Here is a 15,588-nt window from a genome sequence, read left to right as displayed (position 1 = left end):
CTGGAGTAGAGCAACCGCTCAAGCCACCATGGGTGATGCCATGGATGAGCCGGCTTTGGATCCGATTTCATTTCCCGGCACTGTGGAAGGGATCATCGCTCCAGGAGCGAACAGCATGCCGTCGTAGGTGCTGAGTCGTTGAGAGAAGGCGGTAATCCGGTCGGCACCGGTTGTAAAGTCAATTGCCCCTCCACCTGTCTGAACATTGGTCAGAGAATTGTCTTTCCAGACAGCTCCAACCGCCAGCGAACTTGCGATGGCAGGGGTAGCCAGGTTTTCTCTTAGATCATTGTTCAGGTGATTGGCGAAATAACTGTTGCCAGCAGCTGAGACAACTGTGATGCCGTGATCTTCGAGCTCTTGGATGATTTCTCTGACCTGTTGGACAGACGGATCATCTTCTGGACGGGTGGCGAAGAACCCTCCACCCAGAGACATGTTGACAGCAATGATGTTGTGCTCGGTTCGGTGTTGCAGAACCCAGCGCAGGGCTTCATTGATATCAGCTGCATTCATTCCATAAGCGTCACCAACTCGTAGGCCCAGTACATCGACGCCAGTGGCCACTCCGATTTCTGGATCGCTTGAGCCAACGGTTCCTGCGACGTGGGTGCCATGGCCGACGTTGTCGATGAATTCATCAGTAGCTGCTGCTATTTCAGCGTCAGTAACTGTGCCATCGTTGTTTGTATCCAGCAGAGTCAGTTGCCGGGTTGTGCCGTTTCCAGCACTGCCGATGAAATCGACATAACCCGCAAAATTATCTTTCAGTTTGTCATGTGTTCCCTCAACCCCTGAATCAAGTACTGCGACACTGAAATTTTTGTAGTTTTCAATGTTTTCGCCAAACAGCAGTGGCCGTTTCCCGTCGATTGCAGTGTAACGAGGGTCATTACGCAGCCCTGTTAAACCGATGAGATCAAAAGCTGGGTTGTTGACCACCAGCCGTTCAGCCGGTGTGTCGTCGTTGACGATGACAGTCGATGCTCTGAATTGACCGGATTGCAGAACTGCATTCCCGGTCGGATTGCTCAGTTCAACAACTAGCTGCTCATCAGGTTCATAGTTTGAGTCACCACTGAGGGTGATTGTTATTGTTTTTGAGTCTCCGTCGCCAGCATTGAAGCTGACGGTTCCACTGGCATCACTACCGTTGCTGAGATCGTCTGTGCTGATCGTGTCGTTTAGGAATCCTGAGAGTGTGCCGCTTCCGGTTCTGCTGTTGTTGGTTGTATCCGTATTGGTATCAGTGCTTGTATCGGAGGTGTTTGTTGACTCTACAAAGTCGGCTTCGTTGGAACTTTTGATTCTCCAGTTGACCGTTGCTGCACCTGTCAGATCTCCGCTTCTGGAGACGGTGAAAGTCACCGTAGTTGATTCATCTGCGGCTGCTTCTGCGACGAAGTCCGCTGTGGAACTGATCGAGACGCTACTCAGCCCTGCTGCCGTTGCATCCAGAACTGCAAAACCATTACTGCCTGAGCCGCTGTAGTTTGGTGCTGTTGTTGACAGGTAGACATTAATTGGTGTTTGTCCCTGGTCGGCTGCGAAGTCATCTTTCGCTGTGAAGTGAAGGTTGAATAGTTTGATACCGCTTTCGCTCAGGGCCTTCTCGTCGCCAGGCCAGTCAATTTCTCCGCCCCAGGTGGTGTTCGGATCGTCGTCGAACAACTCGTTCGCGACAATGTAGTTAAAGGCAATACCTGTATTCGTTGATGTATTTCCGTCGATCTCGCCAGCTTCAAGCCCTGTAAAAGTCCTGCCACTGCTTTCCAGTGAGCCGCGCAGATCAGATTCGCTGAACAGAGTCGGTGCCTGGAAGAGATCGGTCCCAAGCTCAGCGGTATAGCCATCGAAGGTCAGCTTCGAACTGTCGAAGGTCACAACCGCGCCCACGCCAGCCAGGTTGACGCTTGCAGGATCGTTGACGTCGTCAGAAGCAACGCGATAGTACACAGGTACCAGCAGGGACTTGGAATCGTCTGCAAGAACTGGTGTTACTGCGATCGATTGCGTCTTCGACATGACTTCCAGCTGAGGATTGACACTTTCATCAAATTCTAGCCATGATTCGTCTGTTTGTCAGCCAAATTTAAGGTTTGATATTGTGATTTATCGTTCAGAAAACATGCAAAGCAGGCTTCTTTCTGCCTGGGTGATCAACGCTATTAGCCAATAAATCACCCAGTTTTTGTTCTTTACCATCTCAATGCTGTTCCTGGGGTGATCCAGATCACCGAAAATCAAATGGTTTGGATGAACGCCAATCCTTCAGCCAGTGCATTCAGGGGTTGGCTGTTGTTTCCACCGAAGCCGCCAACGGCTTTTCCTTGCTCCAACCAGGTCTCGAGTTGTCCGGCGTTGGTGTCGCTTCCAACCAGCATATGGTTTTCGGAGGCAACCCCCTGAATGCTCTGAATCAGAGCTTCTCCAGGAAACGTTCCCAGAAGATGGCGTAGCAGAATGTGACCTTCCAGGGCTGCTGTAGTTTCTCCATCGGCATTGAAGTCCGATTGCCAATTCGTAATTTCATCCGGCTCATTTATCACATCAGTTACTGATTCAGGTGCTGTTTCATTCAGTTGGTTGATGCCGGCATAGCGGATCACTGTTTCTGATGCTCGCTCCCAGCGATCTACTTGTCGTACCTCCAGTGCCTGCACTGTCTCACTGGTGAGTGTCAGGCTGTCACTGCCGTCACTGTGTAATTCCAGCACACTGGCATTACGGTCTGTCGGATTGACTTGTGTTGTCCAGTCGGATTCATTTTCCCAGCGATATTGCCAGCTCCCAGCGTTGACCAGTTGTTTGATCTTGAGTTGTGTTCCATTCTGATCAAGGGCAAGGATGGGTTCCGGTGGCTTTCCTGGAGCCTGTCCAATGACAAGATCACCGCTGAGTTCCTCTCGCAAACGTTCATTGGCGGCGTCTGCCGTGAACAGCAGGGCATTCCCGTCTCGGTCTTTGATCAGCCAGTCCTCTCCCCTGTCATCCTCCAGTCCCCAGATTGCTGCCATTGCTGTGAGGTCAGCGTCGGAATAAAAGTCAGGCCACCCTTCGTCTGGCTTGGTGTACGACATTGTCGTCTCCGATGCATCCGGATCACCGAAGCGTTCTCCGGCGACGTCCCCATCGCTGCTGTCAAAAGGGTGTTCCAGGCCCATGACATGTCCGAGTTCGTGAACGATCGCAAAGTCGAGATAATCCTGGTCATTGGCAAGCACAGGAGCATTGATGACGATTTCCCACCAGGATCGACGTCGCCCCTCATTGCTGAGGGCCAAGCCAAGTGTTGTTCCTGATCCTCCGACTTCGATTTCAGTATCAAAGTAAATATTGATCTGACTGCCATTGGGTGTGCTGCTTTCGACGAAATCCAGATCAAGTTGTTGATCCAATTTTTGGAAAGCATTCAAAATCCAGCTGTATCGTTCATCATCGATTGCCATTGTGCTAATCCACTGAGGCCCGACGCTGCCGCCTCCGATGTAGGTGTCGCCACTTTCGTCATGGATATAAATGCGTACATTTTCACTATCGTCTCCAAAGATACGTGCACTTGCTCCTGCTAATTCTGGGCTGATCAGTTCTGCAATCGATGGAATCATGGGATTTGGGTACTTCTTGCGCAGAGCTGTTGATCTTGATTGTTGCCACACTCGCCTCGACTTTACCTGTCTTCCGGGTCAGGTGATCGGTTCCCTGTTCTGTTGCACCATCAATTCGTTCAGCAGGCTGACGATGCCCTGTTGAAAGCTTGTTCCATATCCACCATCGGCGAGCGCTGCACGTATCGAGGCTTTGGACTCTGGCTGGACAAAGAAGGTGATGGCGGATCGACCCAGGCGGCTTGCCTGCACCTGGCTCATCGGAGAGTTTGAAGCTGTCATGGTTGTTTGACCTTTCAGGGTCTGAACGTGACTCCAGCCTCTAGGCATTAGCAGGCTTTTTGTACCCCCATTTGGGGGGTAAAAGCATGCTTTTTTTCCCCAAATGGGGGATCAGCCGCTTTCCTGCTACCGCAGCCCCAGCCATTTATGGGTCTGAAGTCCGAGCTTCCAGCGACGCTGGCACCGGACATGCTCAATGGACAGACGTTGACCGTCTTCGCTTTGCCAACCCGGTTGCAGCAGAAGCACCGTTCCAGGACTGGTTTGTGAGGCCATCTCCTCGGCGAAGCTGAGATCGTCCAGTTCATGGACGATCACCTTGAGCTCGTCGCAACGCTGAAGCAGTTCTCTGCGCGGAGGACAGTGGCGTTTGGGGGAGAGTGTGATCCAGTCCGGAGAGCCGCTGAGGCGGTCGACACCGCTTGTTTCCAGGTGTGTTTCGTTGCCATGTTCCGCGAGAACGTCTGTCAGGCGTGACAGGTCGTGGTGAAGGGGTTCTCCTCCGGTGATCACGGTGAAGGCTGCGCCATTGCGTGCGGCTTCGACGGCTTCCTGTGCCAGGGCATCGATGTTCCGGCGCGGATGGTTCTCCAGAGGCCATGAATGCTTGGTGTCACACCAGGTGCAGCCCACCTTGCATCCAGCCAGTCGGATGAAGAAGGCACTGCGTCCGCAGTGATGCCCCTCACCCTGAAGAGAGTGGAAGGTCTCCACAACGGGAAGCGAATCCGGAGGACTCATCGCTGAGTCTTCAGTGCCTCCACTGGTGATGCTGGCAGGCGTTGTTGAGCTGCCTCAATCAGCCCTCGGAACAGCGGGTGGGGCCGACCAGGGCGTGAAAGGAATTCCGGGTGGTACTGGCAGGCTGTGAAGAAGGGATGCCCTTTCAGTTCGATCAGTTCCACCAGGCGACCGTCCGGTGAGGTGCCGCTCACCACGTAACCGGATTCGAGGAACAGGTTGCGGTAGGCATTGTTGAACTCATAACGATGACGATGTCTCTCGTAGACCACTTCATCGTCGTAAAGGCGATGCGCCAGGGTTTCCGGTGCAATGCGGCATGGATAAACCCCGAGACGCATGGTGCCTCCCAAGTCCACAACATCCTGCTGTTCCGGCAACAGATGGATCACCGGGTGAGGGGTGCCGGCATCCAGTTCAGCGCTCGTCGCTTCCGTGAGGCCAGCCAGGTTCCTCGCCCACTCGATCACGGCGGTCTGCATGCCGAGACAGAGACCGAGGAAAGGCACCCGTTGTTCCCTGGCCCAGCGGATGGCAGCGATCTTGCCGTCGACCCCTCGATTACCGAAGCCTCCCGGCACCACTACCGCGTCCATGCCGCGCAGCAGTGCATCGGCACCCTCACTCTCAATCTGTTCGGCACAGACCCAGTGCAGGTCCAGGGAGGCGTCCTGGGTGAGGCAGGCGTGCCGCAGGGCCTCCACAACTGAGAGATAGGCATCGTTCAGCTGGATGTACTTGCCGACAAGCGCCACCTTCACCGCCGGGCCGGGGTTGCGGAGTTTGTGCACCAGCTGAGCCCAGCCGTCCATGTCGCTGTCGTGATCGGTGAGATCCAGCACGTCGAGCACTTCGCGACAGAGCCCCTCCACCTCAAGGTTGAGAGGAACGGCATAGATGCTGTCGGCATCCAGGGAGGGGATCACGGCTCGTGTGGGGACGCCGCAGAAGCCTCCGATCTTGCGCTTCATCTCCTCCCCGAGCTTGCGGTCGCTGCGGCAGACGAGCACATCGGGCTGGATGCCGATGGATCGCAGCTCCTTCACCGAGTGCTGCGTGGGTTTGGTCTTCAGCTCTCCGGAGGTGCCGATGAAGGGCAGCAGTGTGACGTGGATGTAGGCGAGGTCGCGGCGCCCTACATCCCCCCGGAATTCACGGATGGCTTCGAGAAAGGGGAGTGATTCGATGTCGCCCACCGTGCCTCCGATCTCCGTGATCACCACATCGGCATTGCTGTTCGCTGCCACCCGGTGGATGCGCTCGCGGATCTCCCCTGTGATGTGGGGGATCACCTGGACCGTCCCGCCGTTGTAGTCGCCTCGGCGTTCCTTGTTGATCACCGCCTGGTAGATCGATCCCGTGGTCACGCTGTTGAGGCGTGACATGGCGGTGTCGGTGAAGCGTTCGTAATGACCAAGGTCCAGATCGGTCTCGGCGCCGTCTTCGGTGACGAACACCTCACCGTGCTGGATCGGGCTCATCGTGCCCGGATCCACATTCAGGTAGGGATCCAGCTTCAGGATCGAGACGTTGTACCCGCGGGATTTCAGCAGTCGCCCCAGGCTTGCGGCCACGATCCCCTTGCCGATGCTGGAGACGACACCACCGGTGATGAAGACGAATTTGGCCATGACCTGCCTGGCGATTCTTTAAGGTAGCTTTCGTCGCCTTTGGCCTCCAGAGCCCCAGGCAACGATCCATTCAGTCCTCTAGCAGGCTGCGCACATCCAGGCGGTTTTTTCGTGGATCTGCAGGCGCTGCGTGAGCAGATCAGCACTGGGCTGATCGTTGGCTTCATCAGCCACTGAAAACACGCTGCGTGCCGTTCGCGCCACTGCCTCGTGACCGTCCCTGGTGTGAGGCTGGATGAGTCCTCAAGCGAGGCCAAGGCGCTGAGGGTGCTGCCGAATGGTGCCGGTACTCCGAGGGCCCGAATCCGTTCTGCGATCTCGTCGAGGGCAGTCCACAGCTCCGTGTACTGCTCCATGAACATCAGATGGAGCGTGTTGAACATCGGTCCAGTGACATGCCAGTGGAAGCCGTGCGTTTTGCCGTAAAGCACATAGGTATCTGCCAGCACTCGATTCAGACCTTCGGAAATCTGTTGACGTTGCTGGGCGCTGATGACGATGTGATTAAGGATCAGGAATCCAAGCCCTGGATGTAATCGCGAACCTTGCTGCGGCGCTGGGGCTGCCTCAGTTTCAGCAGGGCACGGGTTTCAATCTGGCGCACTCTCTCCCTGGAAAGTTTGAGCTGCTCCCCGATCTGGGCCAGGGTCTGTGGCGTGTCGTCCTCCAGTCCGAAGCGTCGACGCAGCACAGCGGCCTCCCGGCTGGTGAGTTCATCCAGCAGATGCTCCAGGTCGTTGTGCAGTTCATCGTGGGTGAGGGTCTGTTCCGGGGTGGCCTTGCCGTCTTCGATGAGATCCCCCAGTTGCGTGTCCTGATCGCGACCGACACGGGTGTCGAGTGAGACCGATCTGGGCACCCGCGCCAGGGTCTGTCGCACGGTGTCTTCCGAGAGGCCAAGTTCACGGGCCAGATCGGAGATTGAGGCAATCCTCCCCTCGTTGCTGGCGATTTCCTGCTGCACCCGTTTGATGCGGTTCAATTTCTCGGTGACGTGCACCGGCAGTCGGATGGTGCGGCTCTGGGTCGCGATCGCCCGGGTGATGCCCTGACGGATCCACCAGTAGGCATAGGTGCTGAAGCGGAAGCCACGGGTGGGATCAAACTTTTCCACCGCCCGTTCCAGGCCGAGGGTGCCTTCCTGCACCAGATCCAGCAGTTCCATGCCCCGTTGTTGATATTTCTTGGCGACGGCCACCACCAGGCGAAGGTTGGCCTGGATCATGTGGTCTTTGGCCCGTCTCCCCTCTCGCAGTGCCGTCCTGAGTGTTTTCGGCTCCAGAGAGGCCTGCTGCGCCCAGGCGGAATAGCCGGCTTCGAGCCTGTTCTGCAGTTCCTGAAGACTGATGCCGGCGGCCCTGGCCCACTCCTGTCGAGTCGGCCAGTGGCTGTGTTGATTCGCTTCGCGTCGTTGCAGTTCCTCCAGGCGATGCAGCTCGCTGATGGCGGGATCGTGCTCGGCAAGATCCTTCTGCTGGTGCAGCAGCGTTTCACGCTGTTGCACCAGGCGTGCCAGGGTCACCTCCTCCTCATTGGTCAGCAGATCAACGCGACCGATGTCCTGCAGGTACAGCCGCAGCAGATCCGTCGTGCTGCGGCTGCGGCGTTCACGGGTTTCCCCTGTCCGTCGGGGTTGGCGGGGCAACAGCGCAATGCAGAGGTATCCGACTTCACTGTTCACTCTGGATTCTTCCGGTGCGAGAAAAGCGCCGATTCCCTTCGGGATCTGCTCAGGCTTCTGTGTCGGGATCCACCCAGGTGCTGGCGACGTGCAGCTCCTCCAGCTGCTTGTCGGCCACCCCGCCTGGGGCGCTGGTCATCAGGCAACGGGCCTGTTGGGTCTTGGGGAAGGCGATGGTGTCGCGGATCGATTCCTCACCGGCCAGCAGCATCACCATGCGGTCTATTCCGAAGGCCAGGCCGCCGTGAGGTGGGGCGCCCACATCGAGAGCATCCATCAGGAAGCCGAACTGCTCCTGGGCTGCCTGCAAGGGCAGACCGACGGTCTGCAGCACCTGGCGCTGCAAGGCGGAGTCGTGGATGCGCAGGGAGCCACCGCCCAGTTCCAGACCATTGAGCACCAGGTCGTAGGCCTGGGCACGGGCTGAGGGCAGAGTGCTTGCCCATTGGGTCGGATCACTACCGAGATCCTGGATGTTCGGTGCGCAGAAGGGGTGGTGCAGCGCTTCGTAGCGGTTTTCGTCGCTGTTGAACTCGAACATCGGGAAGTCCACCACCCAGAGGAAGTTCCATTGGTCGTTGTCGCGCTCGGCCTTGACCATGCCCAGCTCCTTGGCCAGGTATTGGCGCACGCGGTCGAGCGCCTTGTTCACCGTGGCGGTGTCTCCGGCTCCGAACAGCAGCAGCGTGCCGGGTGAGGCATCTGTGCGACTCAGAAGCTCATGTTTCTGCTCCTCGGAGAGGTTGTCCTTGATGGCTCCGATGGTGTCGATCTCACCGTCCTCGCGCACGCGGATGAAGGCCAAGCCACCGGCACCGGCTTTCTGGGCTTCGCTGAACACATCGCCGCCGGGCTTGATCCGCACGTTGCTCACCGCATCGTTGCCGCCGGGCACTGCGATGCACTTCACAGCGCCGCCGGACTTCACGGCACCGCTGAACACCTTGAAGCCCATGTCCTTGACGATGTCGCTCACGTTGGTGAGCTCCATGCCATAGCGGGTGTCCGGCCGATCGGTGCCGTACCGCTCCATCGCGTCATGCCAGGTCATGCGCGGGAAGGGCCTCGGCAGTTCGATGCCCTTCACACCCTTCCAGATGGAGCAGATCAGGGATTCGTTCAGCTCCAGGATCTGCTCCTGGTCCATGAAGCTCATCTCGATGTCCAGCTGGGTGAATTCCGGCTGTCGATCGGCGCGCAGATCCTCGTCTCGGAAGCAGCGAGCCACCTGGTAGTACCGCTCGATGCCGCCCACCATCAGCAGCTGCTTGAACAGCTGGGGTGACTGGGGCAGAGCGAACCATTCGCCACCGCAGACGCGGCTGGGCAGCACGTAATCGCGGGCGCCTTCCGGGGTTGAGCGTGTGAGCACCGGGGTTTCGACTTCAATGAAGCCCTCGCTCTCAAGAAAGCGGCGGGCTGCCTGAATCGTCTGGGCCCGCAGACGCAGGTTGTCGTTCATGCGCTTGCGGCGCAGATCCAGGTAGCGATGGCGCAGCCGCAACTCCTCGCGGGTGTTTTCCTCGTCGTGGACCGAGACCGGAAAAGGCAGATTGCCCTTCACGCTGTTCAGCACGGTGATGCCGCTGGCCAGCACCTCCACGGCACCGGTGGCCAGCTTGTCGTTCAGGGATTCCGCCGGCCTGGCTCGCACCCTGCCATGCACCTGCAGGACGGTTTCACTGCGGAGATGTTCTGCGACAGCAAAGGCTTCCGAGCCCAGATCAGGGTCCACCGTGATCTGAACCGTGCCGCTGCGGTCGCGCAGGTCGATGAAGATCACACCGCCGTGGTCTCGACGCCGGTCCACCCAGCCGCAGAGCTGCACAGCGTCGTCGATGTTCTGCTCGCGCAGGTCGCCGCAACCGTTGCTGCGCATGGGGTGTCTCAGATGGTGACAGGCGAGTTTCCCATAGCTCAGGCCCGCCTCAGGCCCGTCGATAGAAGGGCCGTTTGACAACGGTGGCGGGTTGGGCCTTGCCGCGGATCTCAACGGTCAGTTCGGTGCCGACTTTGGCCAGCGCCGGTGGCACCGAGGCCAGGGCGATGGGCTCCTCAAGCGTCGGAGACCAGGTTCCGCTGGTGACGATGCCGATGCGTTCGCCGTTGTGCAGCACCGGGTAGTCATGGCGGGCGATGGCGCGTCCCTGCAGTTTCAGCCCCACCAGTCGTCGGGACGGGCCGACTTCGGCAGCCCGTTCCAGCGCCTGCCGGCCCACGAAGTCCGCTGGCATTTCGAGGTGCACCAGCCATCCCAGCCCTGCTTCGAAGGGGGTGGTGTCAGCGTCCATGTCCTGCCCGTAGAGATGCATGGCCGCTTCGAGGCGCAAGGTGTCCCGTGCTCCCAGTCCGCAGGGAGTGACGCCCTCCTCCAGCAGCTGTTTCCAGAACTTCGGCCCGTCGGCGGCGCTGAGCAGCAGCTCTGCGCCGTCCTCACCGGTGTACCCCGTCCGGGCCGTGAACACCGGTTGACTCAGCCCTTCAAGGGTCAGGTCTCGGTGCCCGAAGCGGGGAAGGCCACTCAGATCGCTGCCACTGAGACGTTCCAGCAGGGGGATGGCCTGCGGACCCTGGAGGGCCAGCAGCACACCGTCAGCCTTGCTGTCGGTGACCGTCAGTCCAGCCGGTTCCATCCGTTCACGGATCCAGGCGGTGTCGTTGTCGGCGCAGGCCGCGTTGATCACCAGAACAAGTGAGCCGCGATCAGCATCCAGGGCACCGCGGTCGTAAACGATCAGATCGTCGCGGATGCCTCCTCGGTCGTTGAGCAGCACCGTGTAGCAGGCTTCACCCGGGCCGATGCGGTGAAGGTCGGTTGGGACGAGCTGTTGCAGAGCATCCTTGGGCTTCGGGCCGTCCAGTCGCAGGACGCCCATGTGGGAGATATCGAACATCCCCATCCGTTCACGGACAGCTTTGTGTTCCTGAATCAATCCGCTGAACTGCACCGGCATCTCCCATCCGGCAAAGGGGACCATGCGGCCACCGCCCTCGCGGCAGAGGTCGTGGAGCGGGGTATGCAGGAGTGCCATGGCCCATCAGTGGCGACGCGCAATCTTATGGACCGCTTCAGCAGTTGGAAGTGAAACCGGAAATTCGTGTGCTGACTTCGTCCATTTTCTGAACCGTCCTTACCCTGAGCTTTCATTCAGGGGATCTCCCCGTGTCCATGCGGCTCTGTTGCCGAACCTGTCAGCACTGCTCCGGTGGAGGAGCGGCTGCTGCCGGTTGGTGCCGCTTGCGCCGTCTGGAGGTTCACGCTGAGGTGGCTGATCTTGTGGTCTGTCACCACTGGACGCCACGGTCGCCGGAGCTGCCCAGGATCGGCGCTGCCGTTGTCCAGGAGATGGACCATCAGCTGGAACTTGACCGGGCCTTGGCTTGAGGCCGACTCAAGAAACCGAGCCAATTTGCATATGTGTGATCCTGCTCACCTCGTACAAGGAGAGATAATCAGAAAATAATCGTCTGAATTTGATTGGATTTGAGTGCTTCCGGCACCAAAGCGACGCCGCTCGAGCTGATGGAGGAGCACCCTGAGGGGGACCGCCTCACCCTTCCGACCGGTGCGTTGGTGTTTCGGAGGGGAGAGCCGGTTCAGGCGATCCACGTCGTTCAGCGAGGTCTCGTGGAGCTCAGCAGTGGCCCTCGCAATCGCATGCGTTACGGGCCTGGTGAACTGTTCTTCTACGAAGATCTCGTTGCGGCCACCGAATATCACAGTCGTGATGCAAGGGCACTGACTCCGCTGGCGCTGATCCGATTGAATCGGACCGGTTTTCTGACCTTGATTCATCGGCATCCCACCCTCGTGCTCGATCTGCTGCTGAAGCAGCACCAGCGGCTGCGGCAGCAGCGCAGCCAGGCGCGGCACTTCTATTGACGGTTTCCGAGCAGCAGCAGCAGGCTGCGGGTGACCTTGGCGGCCAAGACAGCGCTGATCCCACTGGTGTCGAGCTGCGGAGCGAGTTCCACCACGTCGGCCGCCACCAGCTGATGGTGTTGCAGGATCTCGATCACTGCGGCGAAGTCCCGCCAGTGGAAGCCTCCGGGTTCCGGTGTGCCTGTGCCGGGTAGGACCGCTGGATCAAACCAGTCCAGATCCACCGTGAGATAGATCGGTTTCCCTTGCAGTGGTGTCAGGGCTTGCCGCAACGCTTCTGCATCCGTGATCCGGCGACCGCTGGCCTTCAGGTCCTGGAACTCTTCTCGGGTGCCGCTGCGAATCGCCAGCTGCAACAGCTTTCCGCTGGGCAGCACGTCCAGACAGCGACGCATGGCACAGGCATGGCTGTGGCGTGTCCCCAGCCAGCTGTCGCGCAGGTCGGCGTGGGCGTCGAGCTGCACCAGCACCAGATCGGGGTGCCGTTCCGCCACGGCGGCCACAGCGCCGGAGCTGATCGAGTGTTCTCCGCCGAGCATCAAGGGCCGCAGTCCCTGGGTCAGAACCGTGGCTGTGGCCTGACGAACCAGCTCCAGCACAGGTTCGGGGGCTCCGAAGGGGATCTCCACGGCTCCCAGATCGGCGAAGCTCAGATCCTCCAGGTCCCGATCCAGCTGGGGGCAGTAGGTCTCCAGTCCCTGGCTCACCTCACGGATGGCTGCTGGTCCGAAGCGGGTTCCAGGACGGAAGGAGGTGGTGCCGTCATAGGGCACCCCGAAGAGCCCAACCTGGCAGCCGGAGGCATCGCGTTTCGCTGCCATGAAAATGGTGCCGCTCCTGTCGAACAAGGGCTGCTTGTCCGGATCAGCCATGGTTGATCTCCCGATCGATGAATGCGGGGACGGCCTGGAAGGCCCCTTGCTGCCAGCGCGGACTCCAGATCTCGCAGTCGGAGGTCACGACCGCTGCCCGCTGGCTGTCGCTGTGCAGATACCGGGGGCCATCCTTGGCCGCGAAGGTCCAGCTCCACCATCCGCTGGGGTACATCGGTACCCAGCCGTACATCGGATCCGCGTGGCCGAACACCTCCCGGATCAGTTGCACCATGGCGATATGCACCTCTCGGAAGGCTTCCGGTGATTCACTCTGGGTGCCGAACACGCCGCCAGGTCTGAGAATGCGCCGGCACTGCTCGAAGAAGCCCCGGTTGAACAGGCCTTCTGCCGGGCCGGCGGGGTCGGATCCATCCACCAGCACCACGTCATAACTGCTGTCCGGGGCGTCTGCAGCCCAGGCAATGCCATCCCCCACGGTGAGATGCAGGCGGGGGTCGCTCCAGGCGGATCCGCCAAGCGATGGCAGATGGGTCCGGCACAGATTCACAACTTCGCCGTCGATCTCCACCATGTCCAGATGCTGCACGCCCTGATGGCGCAGACACTCCCTGGCGGTGCCGCCATCTCCGCCGCCGATCACCAGCACGCGCTCGATCGCCTCGGCCCCGCAGAGGGCCGGATGGACCAGAGCTTCGTGATAGTGACGTTCCTGCTTCTCGGCCGTCATCCAGCAGCCATCCAGCAGCAATGCATTGCCGTAGCGCTCACTGCGGATCAGGGTGATCCGTTGGAAAGGACTGGTCTTCTCCACCAGCACCTCACCGGCGAGTCCGTAACGGACCTGCCGATGTTCCTCATCAACCCAAACGGGCATGGTGATCCGACCTCCGACTGTTTCCAGCTAACTCCGCAGCCGGGGGAAGATGCCAGCGTGAATGCATGGTGCAGGATCTCGTCGTCAACAAGCGCCTGGTGATCCCTGCCGGGGAGTTGCAATGGCGTTTCTCAAGGGCTTCAGGGCCCGGCGGACAGGGCGTGAACACCACGGATTCCAGGGTGGAGCTGCTCCTTGATCTGGAGGCCTGCTCGGTGCTCGGTCCCGTCCGTCGGGCACGGCTGCTGGAGAGGCTGGGGTCAAGGCTGTCCGATGGTTGTCTGCGAGTCGTAGCCGCTGAGGAGCGGTCCCAGTGGCAGAACCGCCAAGCCGCCATGGCTCGGCTGTCGGATCTCCTGCGGGAGGGCCTCAAGCCTCCTCCTCCATCGCGGAAGGCCACGCGTCCAGGTCGGGGTGCTGTGAAGCGGCGTCTGGAGGCCAAGAAAAAGCGCGGTGATCTCAAGCGGCAACGCCGAAACAAGCCAACACTTGAGGAGTGATCCACCGCCATCCATGCGGATCGAGCAGCAGACCATCGGGTTGACCGTTGATGACAGCCTGATGAGGATCCACGTGGCCCGGCCCGTTGCGCCCGGACCCTGGCCCGGCATCCTTTTTTATTCGGACATCTATCAGCTCGGGGACCCAATCCTGCGGCTGGCCAACCGGTTGGCGGGCTATGGCTTCGTGGTGGCTGCACCGGAGATTTTTCACCGGGTTGAGCCTGTGGGCACCGTGATTGAACCCGATGCGGTCGGGCGTCTGCGTGGCAATGACGCCGCACGCCGTACGGAGGTCAGCGCTTACGACACCGATGCCCGTGCTGTTTTGCAATGGTTGGAGCTGGATGAGGCCGTGGATGCCGCTCGCCTTGGGGCGATCGGTTTCTGCATCGGTGGTCATCTTGCGTTCCGGGCGGCTCTACGCCCGCAGATCAAGGCCACGGCCTGCATCTATCCGACAGGCCTTCAGAACGGTGGGCTCGGCCGTGGCGTCGCCGATTCACTGCAGCGGGCCGGGGAGATTCAGGGGGCGCTTCTGACGGTGTTCGGGTCCGAAGATCCTCACGTTCCCGGAGAAGCTCGTGAGCAGATCCTCAGTGCTCTGGTTGAACTCCGGCACGAGACGGTGCTGTTTGACGCCAATCACACGTTTCTGAGGGATGACGGTTGGCGCTGGGATCCGCCACTGGCGGATCAGGCCTGGGCAACAGTCATGGCGTTTCTGCAGCGGGAGCTGACTGCTCAGCTTTGATCTGGGCCTTGGCCTGTTGCCAGAGAGTTTCCAGCTCAAGGATGCTGCGGCCCTGAAGATCGCCGTCAAGGGCGGCTTCAACCCGGGAAAAGCGATCCAGGAAGCGCCGGTTGGTGCCGGCCAGCCCTTCCTCCGGTTCGATGCCACACCATCGGGCCACGTTCACCAGGGTGAACAGCAGGTCACCGAGTTCCTCCTGGGCATGGCCCCGATCGCCGCTCGCCACCGCTTCCTTGAGCTCATCGAGCTCCTCGTGCACCTTCTCCCAGACCCCGTCGATGCTGTCCCATTCGAAGCCCGCCTTGGCGGCCTGCTTCGAAATGGTCATGCTCCCAGCGAGAGCTGGCAGTGCGCGCACTTTCCCGGCGAGACGATCGCTCAGGGGGCTGTTGGAGCAGCCGTGGATGTCCGCCTGTTCAGCCGCCTTGATCTCCTCCCAGCTGCGGAGGTCGCCACCGAAGACGTGCGGATGACGGCGGATCAGCTTGTCGGTGATGCCCCGAGCCACCGTGTCGAGGTTGAAGCGCTTCTCCTCACTGGCGATGCGGGCGTGAAGCACCACCTGCAGCAGCAGGTCACCGAGCTCTTCATTGATGTGGTCGTCATCGTTGTGGCGGATGGCGTCCGCCACCTCATGGGCCTCTTCCAGCAGGTAAGGCACCAGGGATGCATGGGACTGGGCCAAATCCCAAGGGCAGCCGCTGTCGGGATCCCGCAGTCTTGCCACTACATCGATCAGCTCCTGCAGGGCCTCGGAGCGGCTAGCAGCCATGGTGCTGGGTTCGCTTGCGCGCCCAC

The 15,588-nt window shown here is 59.9% G+C and carries 15 protein-coding genes and 1 pseudogene; 4 read left to right on the top strand and 12 right to left on the bottom strand.

What is annotated here, in order from left to right; translation table 11 throughout:
* Positions 1-18: 18 nt before the first annotated feature.
* The 9 genes and pseudogenes from SynA15127_RS12965 to gcvT all read right to left on the bottom strand — a co-directional run bounded on the left by SynA15127_RS12965 (position 19) and on the right by gcvT (position 10,975).
* Positions 19-2,025, bottom strand: a complete 2,007-nt coding sequence (locus SynA15127_RS12965; protein ID WP_186484440.1) for a S8 family serine peptidase — start codon at positions 2,023-2,025, stop codon at positions 19-21.
* Between the two features lie 218 nt (positions 2,026-2,243).
* Entirely contained in the window at positions 2,244-3,608 is a 1,365-nt protein-coding gene (locus SynA15127_RS12960; protein WP_186484439.1) for a hypothetical protein, read from the bottom strand.
* A 78-nt stretch (positions 3,609-3,686) separates the two neighbouring features.
* Positions 3,687-3,890 (bottom strand): hypothetical protein, encoded by a 204-nt coding sequence (locus tag SynA15127_RS12955; protein ID WP_186484438.1) that lies wholly within the window; start codon positions 3,888-3,890, stop codon positions 3,687-3,689.
* A gap of 126 nt (positions 3,891-4,016) precedes the next feature.
* Positions 4,017-4,631, bottom strand: coding sequence for a 7-carboxy-7-deazaguanine synthase QueE (locus SynA15127_RS12950; protein ID WP_186484437.1), 615 nt, complete (start codon positions 4,629-4,631; stop codon positions 4,017-4,019).
* Positions 4,628-6,262 carry a CTP synthase gene (locus SynA15127_RS12945; protein ID WP_043693701.1) on the bottom strand — a complete coding sequence of 545 codons (1,635 nt, stop codon included), beginning with the start codon at positions 6,260-6,262 and terminating at the stop codon, positions 4,628-4,630. The genes SynA15127_RS12950 and SynA15127_RS12945 overlap by 4 nt, the downstream gene beginning before the upstream one ends.
* A 70-nt stretch (positions 6,263-6,332) precedes the next feature.
* A pseudogene (locus SynA15127_RS12940) lies at positions 6,333-6,777 on the bottom strand (Dps family protein).
* Entirely contained in the window at positions 6,774-7,907 is a 1,134-nt protein-coding gene (locus tag SynA15127_RS12935; RefSeq protein ID WP_186484436.1) for an RpoD/SigA family RNA polymerase sigma factor, read from the bottom strand. The pseudogene SynA15127_RS12940 and the gene SynA15127_RS12935 overlap by 4 nt, the downstream one beginning before the upstream one ends.
* An 85-nt stretch (positions 7,908-7,992) precedes the next feature.
* On the bottom strand, positions 7,993-9,822 hold the full coding sequence (gene aspS / locus SynA15127_RS12930; RefSeq protein WP_186484435.1) for an aspartate--tRNA ligase: 1,830 nt from the start codon (positions 9,820-9,822) through the stop codon (positions 7,993-7,995).
* 49 nt (positions 9,823-9,871) lie between these two features.
* Entirely contained in the window at positions 9,872-10,975 is a 1,104-nt protein-coding gene (gene gcvT, locus SynA15127_RS12925) for a glycine cleavage system aminomethyltransferase GcvT (RefSeq protein ID WP_186484434.1), read from the bottom strand.
* A 137-nt stretch (positions 10,976-11,112) separates the two neighbouring features.
* Here gcvT and SynA15127_RS12920 point away from each other — a divergent pair, with 137 nt between their 5' ends.
* Positions 11,113-11,328 (top strand): hypothetical protein, encoded by a 216-nt coding sequence (locus SynA15127_RS12920; protein WP_253912865.1) that lies wholly within the window; start codon positions 11,113-11,115, stop codon positions 11,326-11,328.
* A gap of 99 nt (positions 11,329-11,427) precedes the next feature.
* Entirely contained in the window at positions 11,428-11,826 is a 399-nt protein-coding gene (locus SynA15127_RS12915; protein WP_043693681.1) for a cyclic nucleotide-binding domain-containing protein, read from the top strand.
* Here the strand turns inward: SynA15127_RS12915 and speB are convergent.
* Complete coding sequence (gene speB / locus SynA15127_RS12910) at positions 11,820-12,698, bottom strand: agmatinase (RefSeq protein WP_186484433.1); 879 nt, start codon at positions 12,696-12,698, stop codon at positions 11,820-11,822. The two genes, SynA15127_RS12915 and speB, sit on opposite strands and share 7 nt — an antisense overlap.
* Positions 12,691-13,536 (bottom strand): polyamine aminopropyltransferase, encoded by an 846-nt coding sequence (gene speE / locus SynA15127_RS12905; RefSeq protein ID WP_186484432.1) that lies wholly within the window; start codon positions 13,534-13,536, stop codon positions 12,691-12,693. The genes speB and speE overlap by 8 nt, the downstream gene beginning before the upstream one ends.
* Positions 13,537-13,601: 65 nt before the next feature.
* Here speE and arfB point away from each other — a divergent pair, with 65 nt between their 5' ends.
* Complete coding sequence (gene arfB / locus SynA15127_RS12900; protein ID WP_186484431.1) at positions 13,602-14,036, top strand: alternative ribosome rescue aminoacyl-tRNA hydrolase ArfB; 435 nt, start codon at positions 13,602-13,604, stop codon at positions 14,034-14,036.
* Between the two features lie 13 nt (positions 14,037-14,049).
* A complete protein-coding gene (locus SynA15127_RS12895; protein WP_186484430.1) occupies positions 14,050-14,790 on the top strand; it encodes a dienelactone hydrolase family protein in 741 nt (246 codons plus the stop codon).
* On the opposite strand, the gene mazG is transcribed toward SynA15127_RS12895, so the two are convergent.
* The gene (gene mazG, locus SynA15127_RS12890; RefSeq protein ID WP_186484429.1) at positions 14,750-15,562 is read right to left on the bottom strand and encodes a nucleoside triphosphate pyrophosphohydrolase; all 813 of its coding nucleotides are present in this window, start codon (positions 15,560-15,562) and stop codon (positions 14,750-14,752) included. The genes SynA15127_RS12895 and mazG overlap by 41 nt on opposite strands.
* Positions 15,563-15,588: the final 26 nt, after the last annotated feature.

Origin of the sequence: Synechococcus sp. A15-127 (genome assembly GCF_014280215.1) — a bacterium.
GTDB lineage: Bacteria > Cyanobacteriota > Cyanobacteriia > PCC-6307 > Cyanobiaceae > Parasynechococcus.
Note: the sequence above shows the minus strand (reverse complement) of the source record. Positions and strands in the feature narration are given on the sequence as shown.

Excerpts from the sequence above, each read along its gene's own strand:
- SynA15127_RS12945 (WP_043693701.1), bottom strand. The coding sequence starts at position 6,262 with ATGGCCAAATTCGTCTTCATCACCGGTGGTGTCGTCTCCAGCATCGGC.
- SynA15127_RS12950 (WP_186484437.1), bottom strand. The coding sequence starts at position 4,631 with ATGAGTCCTCCGGATTCGCTTCCCGTTGTGGAGACCTTCCACTCTCTT.
- mazG (WP_186484429.1), bottom strand. The coding sequence starts at position 15,562 with ATGGCTGCTAGCCGCTCCGAGGCCCTGCAGGAGCTGATCGATGTAGTG.
- SynA15127_RS12895 (WP_186484430.1), top strand. The coding sequence starts at position 14,050 with ATGCGGATCGAGCAGCAGACCATCGGGTTGACCGTTGATGACAGCCTG.
- gcvT (WP_186484434.1), bottom strand. The coding sequence starts at position 10,975 with ATGGCACTCCTGCATACCCCGCTCCACGACCTCTGCCGCGAGGGCGGT.
- SynA15127_RS12960 (WP_186484439.1), bottom strand. The coding sequence starts at position 3,608 with ATGATTCCATCGATTGCAGAACTGATCAGCCCAGAATTAGCAGGAGCA.
- arfB (WP_186484431.1), top strand. The coding sequence starts at position 13,602 with ATGGTGCAGGATCTCGTCGTCAACAAGCGCCTGGTGATCCCTGCCGGG.
- speB (WP_186484433.1), bottom strand. The coding sequence starts at position 12,698 with ATGGCTGATCCGGACAAGCAGCCCTTGTTCGACAGGAGCGGCACCATT.
- SynA15127_RS12955 (WP_186484438.1), bottom strand. The coding sequence starts at position 3,890 with ATGACAGCTTCAAACTCTCCGATGAGCCAGGTGCAGGCAAGCCGCCTG.
- speE (WP_186484432.1), bottom strand. The coding sequence starts at position 13,536 with ATGCCCGTTTGGGTTGATGAGGAACATCGGCAGGTCCGTTACGGACTC.
- aspS (WP_186484435.1), bottom strand. The coding sequence starts at position 9,822 with ATGCGCAGCAACGGTTGCGGCGACCTGCGCGAGCAGAACATCGACGAC.
- SynA15127_RS12920 (WP_253912865.1), top strand. The coding sequence starts at position 11,113 with ATGCGGCTCTGTTGCCGAACCTGTCAGCACTGCTCCGGTGGAGGAGCG.
- SynA15127_RS12965 (WP_186484440.1), bottom strand. The coding sequence starts at position 2,025 with ATGTCGAAGACGCAATCGATCGCAGTAACACCAGTTCTTGCAGACGAT.